At 75.1% G+C, this 14,197-nt stretch carries 14 protein-coding genes; 12 read left to right on the forward strand and 2 right to left on the reverse strand.

Translation table 11 applies throughout. The features are described 5' to 3' along the window. The first annotated feature begins 210 nt into the window (after positions 1-210). The 8 genes from C2142_RS00300 to C2142_RS00335 all read left to right on the forward strand — a co-directional run bounded on the left by C2142_RS00300 (position 211) and on the right by C2142_RS00335 (position 8,165). Complete coding sequence (locus C2142_RS00300) at positions 211-651, forward strand: Lrp/AsnC family transcriptional regulator (protein WP_148640502.1); 441 nt, start codon at positions 211-213, stop codon at positions 649-651. Between the two features lie 59 nt (positions 652-710). Next, positions 711-3,683 (forward strand): aminotransferase, encoded by a 2,973-nt coding sequence (locus C2142_RS00305; RefSeq protein WP_148640503.1) that lies wholly within the window; start codon positions 711-713, stop codon positions 3,681-3,683. Positions 3,684-4,033: 350 nt separating this feature from the next. Then, the gene (locus tag C2142_RS00310) at positions 4,034-4,369 is read left to right on the forward strand and encodes a sigma-70 family RNA polymerase sigma factor (protein ID WP_148640504.1); all 336 of its coding nucleotides are present in this window, start codon (positions 4,034-4,036) and stop codon (positions 4,367-4,369) included. A gap of 231 nt (positions 4,370-4,600) precedes the next feature. Next, positions 4,601-5,017: a DoxX-like family protein gene (locus tag C2142_RS00315; RefSeq protein WP_206670877.1), complete on the forward strand. Its 417-nt coding sequence runs from the start codon at positions 4,601-4,603 to the stop codon at positions 5,015-5,017. After that, positions 5,014-6,015, forward strand: a complete 1,002-nt coding sequence (locus C2142_RS00320; protein ID WP_148640505.1) for a DUF3419 family protein — start codon at positions 5,014-5,016, stop codon at positions 6,013-6,015. The genes C2142_RS00315 and C2142_RS00320 overlap by 4 nt, the downstream gene beginning before the upstream one ends. A 67-nt stretch (positions 6,016-6,082) precedes the next feature. Next, positions 6,083-6,829 carry a DUF2071 domain-containing protein gene (locus C2142_RS00325; protein ID WP_148640506.1) on the forward strand — a complete coding sequence of 249 codons (747 nt, stop codon included), beginning with the start codon at positions 6,083-6,085 and terminating at the stop codon, positions 6,827-6,829. 152 nt (positions 6,830-6,981) lie between these two features. Further along, positions 6,982-7,746: a methyltransferase domain-containing protein gene (locus C2142_RS39045; RefSeq protein WP_241002289.1), complete on the forward strand. Its 765-nt coding sequence runs from the start codon at positions 6,982-6,984 to the stop codon at positions 7,744-7,746. Beyond that, entirely contained in the window at positions 7,743-8,165 is a 423-nt protein-coding gene (locus C2142_RS00335) for a hypothetical protein (RefSeq protein ID WP_148640507.1), read from the forward strand. Before C2142_RS39045 ends, C2142_RS00335 begins: the two co-directional genes overlap by 4 nt. 187 nt (positions 8,166-8,352) lie before the next feature. Here the strand turns inward: C2142_RS00335 and C2142_RS00340 are convergent, their stop codons facing one another. Beyond that, positions 8,353-8,961 (reverse strand): DUF4360 domain-containing protein, encoded by a 609-nt coding sequence (locus C2142_RS00340; RefSeq protein ID WP_241003092.1) that lies wholly within the window; start codon positions 8,959-8,961, stop codon positions 8,353-8,355. 406 nt (positions 8,962-9,367) lie between these two features. On the opposite strand from C2142_RS00340, the gene C2142_RS00345 reads away from it, so the two are divergent. From C2142_RS00345 to C2142_RS00360, 4 genes are all read left to right on the forward strand, one after another. After that, entirely contained in the window at positions 9,368-9,856 is a 489-nt protein-coding gene (locus C2142_RS00345) for an HPP family protein (RefSeq protein ID WP_148640509.1), read from the forward strand. 175 nt (positions 9,857-10,031) lie between these two features. Next, positions 10,032-10,805 (forward strand): class I SAM-dependent methyltransferase, encoded by a 774-nt coding sequence (locus tag C2142_RS00350; RefSeq protein ID WP_148640510.1) that lies wholly within the window; start codon positions 10,032-10,034, stop codon positions 10,803-10,805. Between the two features lie 168 nt (positions 10,806-10,973). Then, a complete protein-coding gene (locus C2142_RS00355) occupies positions 10,974-11,669 on the forward strand; it encodes a response regulator transcription factor (RefSeq protein ID WP_148640511.1) in 696 nt (231 codons plus the stop codon). Between the two features lie 113 nt (positions 11,670-11,782). Next, positions 11,783-12,238 carry a pyridoxamine 5'-phosphate oxidase family protein gene (locus C2142_RS00360; protein ID WP_148640512.1) on the forward strand — a complete coding sequence of 152 codons (456 nt, stop codon included), beginning with the start codon at positions 11,783-11,785 and terminating at the stop codon, positions 12,236-12,238. Positions 12,239-12,364: 126 nt separating this feature from the next. On the opposite strand, the gene C2142_RS00365 is transcribed toward C2142_RS00360, so the two are convergent. Further along, on the reverse strand, positions 12,365-14,077 hold the full coding sequence (locus tag C2142_RS00365; protein WP_241002290.1) for a GAF domain-containing sensor histidine kinase: 1,713 nt from the start codon (positions 14,075-14,077) through the stop codon (positions 12,365-12,367). Positions 14,078-14,197 lie beyond the last annotated feature (120 nt).

Here is a 14,197-nt window from a genome sequence, read left to right on the forward strand (position 1 = left end):
TCGTACGGTCGCCGCGCCGGGTCAGGGTGCTGGTTTCGTCCGGACGTACGCACGATTCGAGCGTCAAGCATTGCCTCTACGCGTGAATCGATCGTATGGTCGTCCTGCACCCCACACCGGAGGACCAGCCATGCACCCCTTCCGTTCCCCCGGGTCGGCCGCCGGTCGGCTGCCGGGCCGCCCCGACCCCGCCGTGCGGCGGTGAGCGGGATGGACGAGATCGACCGGGCGATCCTGCGCGAGCTCCAGACGGACGGCCGCATCCCCTACGCCGAGCTGGGACCCAAGGTCGGGCTGTCGCCGTCGGCGGCCCGGCAGCGCTTGCAGCGGCTGATCGACGCCAAGGTGGTCCAGGTCGTCGGGGTGACCGACCCGGTGGCGATGGGCGGTCAGGCCATGGCGCTGCTCGGCATCCGGGTGGACGGCGACCCGCGGGCGGTGGCCGATGCCCTCTCCCGGCACGACGAGGTCGTCTACGCCGTCCTGACCTCGGGTGCCTTCGACCTGTTCACCGAGGTCGTCTGCCACAGCCCGGCCTCGCTGCTGGACTTCATCAACGACGTGGTGCGCCCGGTCGAGGGCGTCACGGCGGTCGACAACTTCCCCTACTTCGGGATCCACACCCACCGGTTCCTCTGGGACGTGGGCTGAGGCCCGCACCGGGCCCCTCCCTCCCCGCCGAGCCGTTCACCCAGGACAAGGACTCCCGCATGCCCCACGAGCAGCCCTCCGGCGTCGACTTCTTCGCCCGCAAGGCCCTGCCCGCTCCGCGCGTGAGCGGGTCGGACGCGCGCCGCATCGCCGCCGAACACTTCGGGCTCACCGTGCACGCCGACGTCCTCGGCAGCCAGCAGGACACCAACTTCCTGCTGCGCCAGGGCGACGGCGGCACGGCCGTCGCCGTGCTCAAGATCGCCAATCCGGCGTTCAGTGCGACCGAGACGGCGGCGCAGGACGCCGCCGCCGACCTGGTCGCCGAGGCGCACCCCGGGCTGCGGGTGGCGACCGTCCTGCGCGACCCCGCGGGGGCCCGGCGGGTGGCCACCGTCGTCACCGAGGACGGGCCGGTCACCGCGCGGCTGCTGCGCTTCCTGCCGGGCGGAGCCCTCTCCGGGCCCCGTCACCTGTCCCCGCGGACGGTGTCGGCCATGGGCTCCATCGCCGGCCGGGTCGCCACGACGCTCCGCGACTTCCGCCACCCCGGGCTGGAGCGGGTCCTGCAGTGGGACCCGCAGTACGCCGACCGGGTCGTCGGCGGCCTGCTCCACCACGTCGCCGAGGCGGACCGGCGCGCCGCCGTGGAGGCCGCCACGGCCGGGGCCTGGGCGGGGCTCGGCGAGGTCCGCGACGCGCTGCCCCGGCAGGCCGTGCACCTCGACCTCACCGACGACAACCTGGTCCGCTCGCCGGGCAGCCGAGCCGGCCTCCCCGACGGGATCATCGACTTCGGCGACCTGACGCACAGTTGGGCGGTCGCCGAGCTCGCCGTGTGCCTGTCCTCCGTGCTGCACCACGTCGGCGCGGAGCCGCACCACGTCCTGCCCGCCGTGCGGGCCTTCCACGCCGTGCGCCCGCTGTTCGCCGAGGAGGCGGCGGCGCTGTGGCCGCTGGTCGTGCTGCGGGCGGCCGCGCTGGTCGTCAGCGGCCGCCAGCAGGCCGACATCGACGGCGACAACGCCTACGTCAACGCGGCACTCGCCGGCGAGTGGCGGATCTTCGAGCAGGCCGTCTCGGTGCCGTCCGCGGTGATGGCGGGCCTGGTCGCCGACGCGCTCGGCCTCCCCTCGCGACCGGCCCCCTCGCTACCCGTCGGCCGTCCGCTGGTGCCGGGCCTCGCCCCGGACGGGATCGCCCTGCTCGACCTGTCGACGGAGGCCGACGCCATGGACCACGGCGCCTGGCTGGAGGCCGGCGCCGAGGGCCGGCTCGCGGCCGACCTGCTCGCCCAGGGCAGCGCCGCCGTCGCGACCCGGTACGGTCGGCCGCGGCTCACCGCCGCCACCCCGTTGTCCGCCGACTCCCCCGCGACCGTCGCGACGGGGGTCGACCTCTGGTTGGGCGGCGCGGCCGGCCTCCAGGCGCCCCGCGACGGCGAGGTGCTCGCCGCCTCGCCCGGCCGGGCGACCATCGGCTGCGGCCTCCACCTGCTGGACGTCTCCTGGGACGGCCCGGCCGCCCCCGGGGTGCGCGCCGGCGAACCCCTGCGTGCCGGCGACCCGCTGGCGGCCCTGCCCGCCGGGACGCGCGTGCACCTCGCGCTGCGGCGCCGGCAGAGCCCCGAGGTGCCCGCCCTGGTGCGGCCCGAGTACGCGGCCGGCTGGCTCGCCCTGACCGCCGATCCCGCCGGACTCCTCGGCCTGCCGGCCACCACCGGCACAACCTCGTCGGCGGAGCTGCTCGGCCGGCGCGACGCCTCCTTCGCCGGCGTGCAGGAGCACTACTACGACGACCCGCCGCGCATCGAACGCGGCTGGCGGCACCACCTGGTGTCCACCGACGGCCGGGTCTACCTCGACATCGTCAACAACGTCACGCCGCTCGGCCATGCGCACCCGCGCGTGGAGCAGGCCGTGTCCCGGCAGTTGCGACGGCTGAACACCAACTCGCGGTTCCACTACGCCTCGGTGGTGGAGTTCACCGAGCGGCTGGCCGCCCTGCTGCCCGAACCGCTCGACACGGTGTTCCTGGTCAACTCGGGCTCCGAGGCGGTCGACCTGGCCCTGCGGCTGGCCATCGGTGCCACCGGCCGCCACGACGTCGTGGCGCTCCGCGAGGCCTACCACGGCTGGACGTACGCCTCGGACGCCGTCTCCACCTCGGTGGCCGACAATCCCAACGCGCTGACCAGCCGCCCGGCCTGGGTCCACACCGTGGACTCGCCCAACCCGTACCGCGGTCGTCACCGCGGCACCGACGCCACCGCGTACGCGGGCGACGCGGTGCGGGTCGTCGACGACCTCGCGGCGTCCGGCCGGGCACCCGGCGCCTTCGTCTCGGAGTCCTTCTACGGCAACGCCGGAGCGGTGGCCCTGCCCGACGGCTACCTCCGGCAGGTGTACGCGGCGGTGCGGCGCCACGGCGGTCTGACGATCGCGGACGAGATCCAGGTCGGGTACGGCCGGCTCGGCAGCTGGTTCTGGGGGTTCGAGCAGCAGGGCGTGGTGCCCGACATCGTGACGGTGGCCAAGGCCATGGGCAACGGCCACCCGCTGGGCGCCGTCATCACCTCGCGGGCGGTCGCCGACCGCTACCGCGACCAGGGCTACTTCTTCTCCTCCACCGGGGGCAGCCCCGTCTCCAGCATCGCCGGCCTCACCGTCCTCGACACCCTGCGGGACGAGGACCTCCAGGGCAACGCGCTGCGCGTCGGCACCCACCTGCGCGACCGGCTCCGGGCCCTCGCGGACCGCCACCCCGTCATCGGCGCCGTCCACGGCGCGGGCCTCTACCTGGGCGTCGAGCTCGTCCGCGACCGCGTCACCCTCGAACCCGCCCCCGAGGAGACGGCGGAGCTCTGCGACCGGATGCTCGAACTGGGCGTCGTCGTCCAGCCCACCGGGGACCACCTCAACGTCCTCAAAATCAAGCCGCCGCTGTGCATCGACCGCGCGGCCGCCGACTTCTTCGCCGACATGCTCGACCGCGCCCTCACCGAACTCTCCCCGGGCCCGCGCGGGCACTGACCGCCCGGCGCCGGAAGCTCAGGACCAGGGCGAGGACCCGGCCGAAGTTCAGCCAGTACGTCGACCCTCCGGCGGACGTCCTCGCGGCGCTCACCCGGCTGGCACTCGGCGCCACGGCGGGCCGGCTGTTCCACTCGCAGCTCACGGGGGTCTACGCAGCCGTCGTCGTCGGGGCCTCGGCCCCCGCCCTCCTCAGTCAACTGGGCGCGGCCCGAACGGTCCCCGGCGCCCTGGAGACCCCCGGGGAGTCCGCCGACGCGGCACCGTCGGCCGGACAGGGCGTCAGGCCGGATTCGGGCGGGCCTGCTACGGGCAGGCCGGATGGCACGGTCGGCAATCACCTGCCCGCCATGCCTCCGACCCGCACTCCGAGCGGGAAGTCCGCGTCCTTCCGGCTGGGGCTCTCCACCGAGGCAATGCTCGGCTCGCTGCCGACCGGACAGGGCACGCGGACGGCGGTCGCGGTCCCCTCCGACAGAGAGCTACTGGACGCCGTGCACCGGCTCGAACCTCAGCAGCAGGAATGCGTCACCCTCCGTTTCCTCCAGGGCCTGCCGGTCGCCCAGACGGCGAAGATCATGGGCAGGACCGTCAGTGCGATCAAGCGGCTTCAGTACCGCGCCGTCCGCACCCTCGCCCGCATGGTCGACGGGATCGCGAGCGCCGAGGCCGCGCCACAGCTCTGAGACCACCGCGGGCCGTCCGGGGGGATCCGGGGGAATCCGGGGGGCCGTGCGCCATCCGGGGCTGTCCGGGAGGACGTCCGACCCGGAGTTGAACATGTTCAAACGAGTGCGCCATGATGATCGCGAGCGGGAGCGACCGGCCCCGAGCACGGGCGCCGGGCCGCCTCGCCGTACCCCGCCGCGCCCCGGTGCACGCCCCTGCCCGGGCGGCGGCAGAAAGGACCGTCCGCCGTGCCGACAACCTGGCAGAGCCGCTGCGCCGCCCTCGCGATCGCACTGATGTGGGGGTACGAGGGCCTCTGGTGCAAGATCTTCCCCGGCCGCGCCGACCAGCGGGCCATCGTCGAGGGCCTGCCGTTGCTGTCCGAGGGCGCCGCCACCGTGCTGCTCGTCGCCATCGGCCTGGCCGAACTGGCCCTCGGCGCCTGGGTGCTGAGCGGGCGCCGGCGCCGGCTCGCCGCGCTGGTGCAGACCGTGCTGGTGGTCGGCTTCAACACCGGCGGGCTGCTCGTCGGGGCCGACCACATCCCCGAGCCGGGCCGGCTCGTCGTCCAGGACCTGGCCTTCCTCGCCCTGATCTGGACGGTCGCCGCCGAACGCCCGGCACTCGCGGCCGCGCCCGCGCACCCCGTGGCGGCCGCCGTATGACCGCCCGCACCACCGCCCGCACCACCGCCCGCGCGGGCACCCCGTGGGCCGAGGGCCGGCTGCTCACCGTCCAGCCCCGGCAGCCGCGCGTCCTGTTCGGCCGGATGTACGAGGACCCGGCGGTCGAGCTCGCCGCCTTCCCGCCGCCCGCGGCCCGGGTGCTCTGCATCGCCTCGGCCGGGGACACCGCCGCCGCGCTCGCCGCCGCCGGCTACGAGGTCACGGCCGTCGACCTCAACCCCGCCCAGCTCGACTACGCCCGCGGCCGGCTCCAGGCCGGAGCACCGGCCGTCCCCGGCTCGGCCGAGCGCCTGCTCGCCACCGGCCGCGCCGCCGTCGGCACGCTGCTGCCCGCCTGGCGCCCGTCCGCACTGGAGCGGTTCCTGCGCCTGGACGACCCCGCCGAGCAGGCCCGGCACTGGCGGCGCACGCTCGACGGCCCCGGTCTGCGGCTGTTCCTCGCCGCCTCGCTCCGGCCCGCCGGAGCCCTGGCCGTCGGGCTGCGGCCGCCCTTCCGCGGCGTCGTGCCGGAGCGCTTCGACGCCGTGCTGCGCGTCCGGCTCGCCCGTGGCTTCGCCCGGCACCCCAACGCCGCCAACCCCTGGGCCTGGCGGCTGCTGCTCGGCCGCGAGCTGCCCGGAGGCGAACCTCGTGGGCGTGACCTGGTCGGGCCTGACCTGCCCGGACGTGACCTGCCCGGTGGTGGGGCGGCCACGGCCGGACCGGCCCAGGGGACCGTCCGGCTGCTCGCCGGGGACGTCGTCGACCACCTGGAGCGCTCCCCGGCCGGCCACTACGACGCGGTGACGCTCTCCAACGTCCTGGACGGGCCCGGCCCCGAGTTCGCCCGGCGGTTGCGCGCCGCCGTCCGGCACGCCGTGCGGCCCGGCGGGGTCGCCGTCCTGCGCAGCATCCGCGAGCCGGGCCCCGCCGGCCCCGGCGCCGCCGCCGAGGACCGCTCACTGCTGTGGGGCGTCGTCCGGGTGGTCCGGCCATGAACCCCGCCCGCCCCGCCTCCCGAAGGGCCTGACCGTGCGCCACCTGCTGCAACGCCACCCCCTCCCGATGCGCACCCACTTCGCGCACTCGCTCGTCCTCACCTACGCGCTGCCGCCCGAGCGGCTGGAGCCGCTGGTACCGCCGGGGCTCATCCTGGACACGTACACCGATCCCGGCGGCACCGAGCACGGCTTCGTCGCGGCCGCCGTGGTGGACGCCCGCGGCCTGCGCCCGGCCGGGTTGCCGGCCCGGCTCGGCGCGGACTGCGTGCTCACCGGTTACCGGGTGTTCACCCGCTTCCCCACCCCCGGCGGCCGGACCATGCGCGGCCTGCGCATCCTGCGCAGCGACACCAGCCACCGGCTGATGGTCGCGGGCGGCAACCTGTTCTCCCGCTACCACTACCGGCTCGCCCGGATCGGCAGCCGGGTCGTCGGCTCGACGCTGGAGTTCAAGGTGCGCAGCGCCGACGGCCTGGCCGACCTGCACGTCCGGGCCGACCTGGCGGGCGGCCCGGCGCCGCTGCCGCCCGGCAGCCCGTTCGCCGACGCCCGAGCCGCCCGCCGGTTCGCCGGGCCCCTGCCCTACACCTTTGAGTACGAGCCGCAGACCCAGTCGATGATCGTCGTCAAGGCCGTCCGCGCCCACTGGGAGCCGGTGCCGGTCTCGGTGGAGGTGCCGCGGCTGACGTTCTTCGACCACGGCCCACTGGCCGGCAGCCGGCCCGTACTCGCCAACGCCTTCCACGTCGCGGACCTCGACTACGGGTGGCAGGCGGGCAGCCGCCGCGCCCTCGACGGGGGAATCCGGTGAGCGGTGTCCGCCCGGTGGGCCGGGAGCCGCACGAGGTCCGTCCGCAGGAGCCTGCCGGCACCGAGGCCAGCGCGCCCGGCGCGGCCGCCGAGGCCGTGAGCACCGCCGGATCCGCGAGCGCAGGCGGATCCGCGAACGCAGCCGGTCCCACGGTGACCGATGCCGGCCGGCCCCACCGTCCGTCCGGGGTGCGCGAGGTGGTCGGCTACAACTGGCCGCTGTACGCCGCCGGGGCTCTCGCGGCCGGCGGGGGCTGGGTGCTGGCCCGGTGGCTGCCCCGCCCGGCGGCCCGGCTCGTCCGGGCGGGCGCGCTCACGGCGGGTTGGCTGCTCGCCGCAAGCACCGCCGCCACCTGGTGGGTCTACGACCGCTCCGGACTCCACGGCTACGCCTGGCTCGACGACCTCCTGCCGGAGGGGCCCGGCCGGCATCTCGTGGTCGCCACGGGCCTCGACGAGGCCAGCCGGCCCGTCGCGGCACGCCACCCGGCCGCGCCCCAGCGAACCGCGGACCTGTACGACCCGGCGCTGATGACGGAGGGCTCGATCCACCGGGCGCGCCGCCGGGTGCCGCCGGTGCCCGGCAGCCTGCCCGCCCGGCCGGGGGCGCTGCCCGCCGCGACCGCCTCACTGGACTCCGTGCTCGCCGTGTTCTCGGCCCACGAGCTGCGCCGGCCCGCGGACCGCGCCGCGCTGTTCGCCGAGGCGGCCAGGGTGCTGCGGCCCGGGGGTGCGTTCGTCGTGGTCGAGCACCTGCGCGACGCCGCGAACTCCGCCGTCTACGGTCCCGGCGCCCTGCACTTCCTGCCGCGCTCCACCTGGCTCGGCCATGCCGCCGGGGCGGGCCTGCGCCCGGCGGCGGAGCGGCGGATCGCCGGCCTGGTCACCGCGTTCGTGTTCCGGCGGGCCGGGGCATGAACGGACTCCTCGACCTGGCTGTGCAGTTGCGGCTCGTCGGCGCCGTGCTGGTGGGCGTCGGCCTGTTCCACGCGGCGCTGCCGCGCGTGATCGGATGGCCGGCCGACCTGGACGGGACCACGCTGATGACCCGTCGGGTCTCCTGGGCGCACCTCTTCTTCATCGGCCTGACCTGCGTGCTGCTGGGCCTGCTGCCGCTCCTGCTGGCCGGCGAGCTCCTCGCGGGCACGCCGCTGGGCACCGCGCTGCTGGCCGGCCAGACGGTCTTCTGGGGTGCCCGGTGGCTCTTCCAGTTCACCGTGTTCCCGTCCCGGCTCTGGCGCGGCGACCCGCTTCGCACCCTGGGCCACGTCGCGTTCGCGGTGCTGTGGACGTGGGTGACGGTGGTGTTCGCGTGCGCGCTGTGGCGGGTGCTGTAGCCGGCCCGGGCTCCGCGCCCGCCGGGGCCCCGGCCGGGGCGCCCGCCGACCGACCGTCCGCGCCCACCCGCCGGGGCACGGGCGGGCGCGGACGGATCCTCGGGGGCCCCTACGACTGAACGCGGGAGCCTACGGCGGGGCCGGGGGCCCTACGACGGAGCCTTGGCAGGGCCTTGGTGGGCCTTGGTCAGGGGCACCGCTTCCAGGCGAGGTGGTAGAGGGTGTTGATGCTGCCGTCGGTGGAGTCCATCGTCATGAAGCTGGTGGTCCTGGACGGGTCCGACGTGCCGGCGCTCACCCGGAGCTCGGTGTTGATGTTGAAGTTGCGCAGCTCCCCGCAGGGCGCCCAGACAAGGGCCTCGACCGCGACGGTGTCGGTCGCCTGCCAGCCGTTGTCGAGCGTCCCGGCGAACTGGTGGCTGCGCGAGGCGGTCTGGGGCGAGCCCTGGAAGTAGTAGCTGGCCTTCTGGAGTGCGGTCGCCCCCTTCTCCAGGTGGGCGTAGCCCCGGTAGTCGGCGGAGGCGATGGCGTAGGTGAAGCCCTGCGGGACGTGGACGTTCAGGTTGAGCTGACAGTTCTTGCGGAAGTCGGTGGGCTTGGAGCCGACGCCGACCTGGGCGATGTAGTCGCTGTACGTCACCGTGAAGGCGGTGTTGTCCGGGGAGACCGCGATGGCGGCCGTTCCGGCCGGGCAGCCGGACCCGTTGACGGTGGCCACGTCGATGACGATCTTGTCGGGCGGAGGCGTGGACCAGCCGGTGCCGGAGGCGGCTCCGGCGAGCTGGGTGACGAGCAGGGCCGCGGCTGCGCCGCCGACGGCCAGGACGCGTACGGTCACGGGCGTATCCTTCCGCTTTTCCCGCCGGTTGCCGGTCGCGCACCCCCACGTGCGGACCATCCGAGCGGGTTGTCGCGTACATGCCACCACCTCCGGTTCCGCGCGTACAGGGGGAGCAGGAGAGCGCATCACGTCGCGTCGGCGTGAACCCCCCGGCGCAGGGCGGCACGTTCACGCCCCCAGCGGGCGCCCCCGAGCACGTGCCCGGCCCGGAGCCCCGCATCCGATATGCGGTATGCGGTATGCGGTATGAGATCTTGATCGCGAGGGTCAAGTCGATTGCCACCAGGGCAATATTTTCCTCTTCAATCAACAATCTGTTTATCATCTCCGGGTCCTTGTCCTGCCTGCCCGGAGCCCCCGCATGCCTACGCCCCCGCCCGCCCGGCCCCGGCCGCATCCGCTGCACGTGCTGCGCACCACCGTCTTCGCGATCGGCGCACTCCTGGTACTGGTCGGGGTCGGTGTGGTGCTGCGGCAGCCGCTGCTGATCCCGCCGCTGGCCGCCAGCGCGGCCCTGGTCCACGGTGCGCCCGGGCTGCCGATCTCGCAGCCGCGCAACCTGGTCGGCGGCCAGCTGCTCTCCGCCGTGATCGGGTTCGCCACCCTCACGGTGACCGGGAGCACCGCCTGGGGCGCGGCGGTCGCGGCCGGGCTCTCGCTGGGCGCGATGATGCTGACCCACCTCTCGCACTCCCCCGCCGCCGCCACCTCCGTGATCGTGGTGCTCCAGGCGCCGTCGCCCACCCGGTTCCTCCCGCTGCTCGCCCTGTCCACCGCCCTCCTGGTGGCCATCGGCCTGCTCCCCGGCCGGATCGGCGGGCACCCGGAGCGCTACCCGCTCACCTGGTGAAACCTCCGCCCGAACCTGCGCCATGCCGGACCTGCGCCGGTGCCGGCCCGGCGGCCCGCGCCGTCCGCCGCCGGTGCCGCGATTCCCGCGTTGACGCACCGCCCTGCGGGCCGGTCCAGCCCGATTGCGCGGAACTGCCGCGCGCCGAGGGCCGGTTCGTGCCAGCATGCGCGGCATGACTGATCGCGCACTGAGCTTCGGAGTGATGGCGCAAGCATACGAACGGTTCCGGCCGGGGTACCCTCTGGAGCTCTTCGACCTGGTGACGGCGTACGCGGGCCGTCCGGTCCGGACCGCCCTCGAAATCGGTGCCGGGACGGGCAAGGCGACCCGCCTGTTCGCCCGGCAGGGGATCGCGGTCACCGCGACCGAACCCGACGGGGCGATGCTCGCCGAGCTGCACAAGCACGTGCCGGCCGGCGTCAGGACGGTCCGGGCGGCGTTCGAGGACCTGCCACCGGGCGACCCGTACGGGCTGGTCTACGCGGCGGCGGCGCTGCACTGGACCAGTCCGGAGGGCCGCTGGTCACGCATGGCCGGACTACTGGAACCCGGTGGCGTGTTCGCCTGTTTCGGCGGGCCGGTCCAGCCGGCCGACCCGGCCGTGGAGGACGCCGTCCGCGCGGCACGGGCACCGTTCCTGGAGAGCGACGAGGTCCCGTCCCCGGACGGGACGCCTCCGGAGCACGCCATGCAGTGGCCGGGCACGGAGCTCCAGCGGTCCGAGTGGTTCACCGGTGTGCGGCAGTCCGTCATCGAACGGCGTCTGACGATGAGCTCCCACGACTACGTCGGTCACCTCTCGACCGTCTCGGCCTACCTCGTCCTGCCTCCCCCGGAGCGGGAGGAGGTACTCGGCCGGATCCTGCGGGTGCTGCCGGAGACGGTCGAGATAGCCGCCGACATCACCGTCCACCTCGCACGCCGGCGCGACGGACGGCAGGAGTAGGCGGGCGGCGGGAGTGGACCGGTGCAGGGGTAGGCGGACGGCAGGAGTAGGCGGACGGCGGGAGCAATGGGGCCCTCCGGCCCTGGCGGACCGCCGCCGGGAAGGGCAGACTCCTCGGAGGTTTCATCCGGCCCGCCGCGGCAGCGGGCCCAGGCTTACGGAGAAGTCATGGCGGACAGCGCGGCGACCCAGGCGAACACCCCCGTCAAGGTGTTCCTCCTCGACGACCACGAGGTCGTCCGCCGGGGCGTGTACGACCTGCTGGACGCCGAGCCCGATCTGACCGTCATCGGCGAGGCCGCCACCGTCGAGCAGGCACTGGCACGCGTTCCGGCCCTGCGGCCGGACGTCGCCATTCTGGACATGCGCCTGCCGGACGGCGACGGCGTCACCGTCTGCCGCGAACTGCGCTCGCGGATGCCCGAGTTGGCGTGTCTGATCCTCACCTCCTTCGACGACGAGGAGGCCCTGCTCGACTCGATCATGGCCGGCGCCGCCGGCTACGTGCTCAAGCAGATCAGCGGCACCGACCTGGTCTCCGCCGTCCGCACGATCGCCTCCGGCCAGTCCATGCTCGACCCCGGCGCCGCCACCCGCCTGATGGCCCGCCTGCGCGGTGACACCCCCGCCCAGGCCCCCGCCTTTCCCGAACTCACCGAGCGGGAGCGGGAGATCCTCGCCCTGGTCGGCGAAGGGCTGACCAACCGCCAGATCGGCCAGCGGCTCTACCTGGCCGAGAAGACCGTCAAGAACCACGTCTCCCGACTGCTGGCCAAGCTCGGCGTCGAGCGCCGGGTCCAGGCCGCGCTCATCGCCACCCAGGCCACCGCCGCCGACCGCCCGACGGGGCGCTCCGTCCTGTGAGCCCCGACGCCCCCGTACCGGCCCACGGTCCCACCCCACCCGGGACCGTTCGGCGGCCGAGAGGGACCGAAGGCCCCTCACCCCGCGGCGGGTCCGGCAGGAGCATCGGTGTCATGACCTCCGCCCACACTCCGCCCGCCCCCGTTCCCCCCGACCACACGCCGCTGGACGAGCGGCAGTGCTTGCGGCTGCTGGCCGGGGCCTCGGTCGGGCGTGTCGTCTACACCGTCGGCGCACTGCCGGCCGTCCTGCCGATCCGTTACCGCCTCGACGACGACGGCAGCGTGCTGCTGCGCAGCGCCGCCCGTTCCGAGCTGGTCCGCGCGGTGGGCGGCGCGCTCGTCGCCTTCGAGGCCGGCGAGGTCGACGCCGCGGACGGCAGCGGCTGGAGCGTCACCGTGCTCGGCCGCGCCGACGTGACCGAGGACCCGCCGCCGACCGGTGCGGCCGGTGCGGCCGGTGCGGTCAAGGGCCCGCCGGCGCCCGTCCGGGTGTCGATCCGGATCCGCCCCGAGCTGGTGACCGGCCGCTTCCTCACCGACCCGGCGGTCGCGCCCCTCACGTCCTGACCCGGCGCATCCGCCGCCGCCCTAACCCGGCACCCGGCCCGCACCGGCCGGGCGGCCGTCCCGCACACGCCAGGCAGCCGGCGGCGCCGCCGGACGGCAGCCGGACAACCGCCTGACGGCAACGGCTCACCCGCCCAGCGGCGCCCACCAGACCAGCCTCGTGCCGCCCTCCGGCACCGGCGCGATCTCGAACACCCCGCCCACGCCGTCGGCCCGCTCCGCCAGGTTGCGCAGACCGCTGCGCCGCCCCTGCTCCGGGATTCCGACGCCGTCGTCCTGGACGGTCAGCCGCACCTGCGCCCCGGTCGCCTGGAGCACCACCTCGACCCGGCGGGCCCCGGCGTGCCGGGCGGCGTTGCTGAGCGCCTCGCCCAGGACCGCCACGACGTGGTCGGCGACCTCCGCCGGGACGTCCGTGTCCAGCAGGCCCTCCATGCTCAGCCTCGGCGGGAACCCGAGGACGGCCTGGGCCTCCTCCGCCGTCCGGACCACCCGGGCCCGCAGGCCCTGCCCGGCCCCCTCCTCCCGGGCCCGGAGGCCGAAGATGGTCGAGCGGATGATCTTGATGGTCTCGTCGAGGTCCCCGACCGCCCGGAGCACGCGGTCGGACGCCCCGGAGTGGTCGATGAACCGGGCCGCGCTCTGCAGCGTCATGCCGGTGGCGAAGAGCCGCTGGATCGCGAGGTCGTGCAGATCGCGGGCGATCCGGTCCCGGTCCTCCAGCATGGCGAGCTGCTCGGCGTCGCGGCGCCGCTCCCCGAGCTCCAGCGCCAGCGCCGCCTGGTCGGCGAAGCCGAGCAGCGGTCCGATCTCCCGCTCGGTGAACAGCGCCTCCCCCGCCCGCCGGGCGAGCAGCAGCACCCCCGCGATGCGCCCGGCGGAACGGCCCAGCGGCACCGCCACCGCCGGCCCCAGACCCTCGAACCGACGCGGGCCGGCGGTCAGCCGCGGATCGCCGTCCAGGTCGGCCGTGGTGACCGGTGATCCGTCGGCGCACGCCTGGCCCGACAGCGACCCGTCCTGCGGCACCACCAGACCCAGCCGCCGGGCGGTGTCCCCGCCGAGCGCCAGTTCCACCCGCAGCGTGTCCGCCCCGGCGACCGGCACCGAGACGTCCGCCAGGTCCGCCCCGGTGATCTCCCGTGCCCGCTGCGCGATCAGTTCCACGACGTCCGAGCGGGACGTCCCCGACAGCAGGGTCCGGTTGATCTCCGCGCTCGCGCTCAGCCAGCGCTGCTGGCGCTGCGCCTCCTCGTACAGCCGGGCGTTGTCGATCGCGACGCCCGCCGCGACGGCCAGCGTCGCGATCACCGACTCGTCGTCGGCGTCGAACTCCTCGCCGCCCCGCTTGTCGGTGAGGTAGAGATTGCCGAACACCTCGTCACGCACCCGGACCGGGACGCCGAGGAAGGTCCGCATCGTGGGGTGGTGCGCCGGGCAGCCGTAGGAGGCCGGGTGCTCGTTGAGGTCCGCCAGCCGCAGCGCCTCCGGGTGCCGGATCAGCTCGCCGAGCAGCCCCTTGCCGGTCGGGTAGAGGCCGATCCTCGCGATCTCCTCCTCCGACAGGCCCACCGTCAGGAACTGCGACAGCGTTTCGCCGTCCGGCCCGATCACGCCGAGCGCGGCGTAGCCGGCGTCGACCAGCACGGCGGCCGCCTCGACGATCCGCCGCAGCACCTGCGTCAGATCCAGCTCGCGGCCCACCGACAGCACGGCCTCCAGCAGGCTGTGCACCCGGTCGCGGGTGCCCCGGGCCGCGTCGATGCGCGCCTGGAGCTCCTCCAGCAGCTCGTCCAACCGCAGCTGTGGAATGCGCGACCGCTCTACGTCGCCGCCCACCGGTGCCCTCCTCGTCCCCGCCGTGCCCCTGCCGTGCTCCTGGCATGTCTCCGCCGTTCTCCGGCGACGACCCCGATTCTGGCAGAGCCCCCGCGACCAGCGGAACGGCACCGGGCACCC

Source organism: Streptomyces sp. CB01881 (assembly GCF_002953255.1).
Lineage (GTDB): Bacteria > Actinomycetota > Actinomycetes > Streptomycetales > Streptomycetaceae > Kitasatospora.

Excerpts from the sequence above, each read along its gene's own strand:
- C2142_RS00300 (WP_148640502.1), top strand. The coding sequence starts at position 211 with ATGGACGAGATCGACCGGGCGATCCTGCGCGAGCTCCAGACGGACGGC.
- C2142_RS00305 (WP_148640503.1), top strand. The coding sequence starts at position 711 with ATGCCCCACGAGCAGCCCTCCGGCGTCGACTTCTTCGCCCGCAAGGCC.
- C2142_RS00310 (WP_148640504.1), top strand. The coding sequence starts at position 4,034 with ATGCCTCCGACCCGCACTCCGAGCGGGAAGTCCGCGTCCTTCCGGCTG.
- C2142_RS00320 (WP_148640505.1), top strand. The coding sequence starts at position 5,014 with ATGACCGCCCGCACCACCGCCCGCACCACCGCCCGCGCGGGCACCCCG.
- C2142_RS00325 (WP_148640506.1), top strand. The coding sequence starts at position 6,083 with ATGCGCACCCACTTCGCGCACTCGCTCGTCCTCACCTACGCGCTGCCG.
- C2142_RS00335 (WP_148640507.1), top strand. The coding sequence starts at position 7,743 with ATGAACGGACTCCTCGACCTGGCTGTGCAGTTGCGGCTCGTCGGCGCC.
- C2142_RS00345 (WP_148640509.1), top strand. The coding sequence starts at position 9,368 with ATGCCTACGCCCCCGCCCGCCCGGCCCCGGCCGCATCCGCTGCACGTG.
- C2142_RS00350 (WP_148640510.1), top strand. The coding sequence starts at position 10,032 with ATGACTGATCGCGCACTGAGCTTCGGAGTGATGGCGCAAGCATACGAA.
- C2142_RS00355 (WP_148640511.1), top strand. The coding sequence starts at position 10,974 with ATGGCGGACAGCGCGGCGACCCAGGCGAACACCCCCGTCAAGGTGTTC.
- C2142_RS00360 (WP_148640512.1), top strand. The coding sequence starts at position 11,783 with ATGACCTCCGCCCACACTCCGCCCGCCCCCGTTCCCCCCGACCACACG.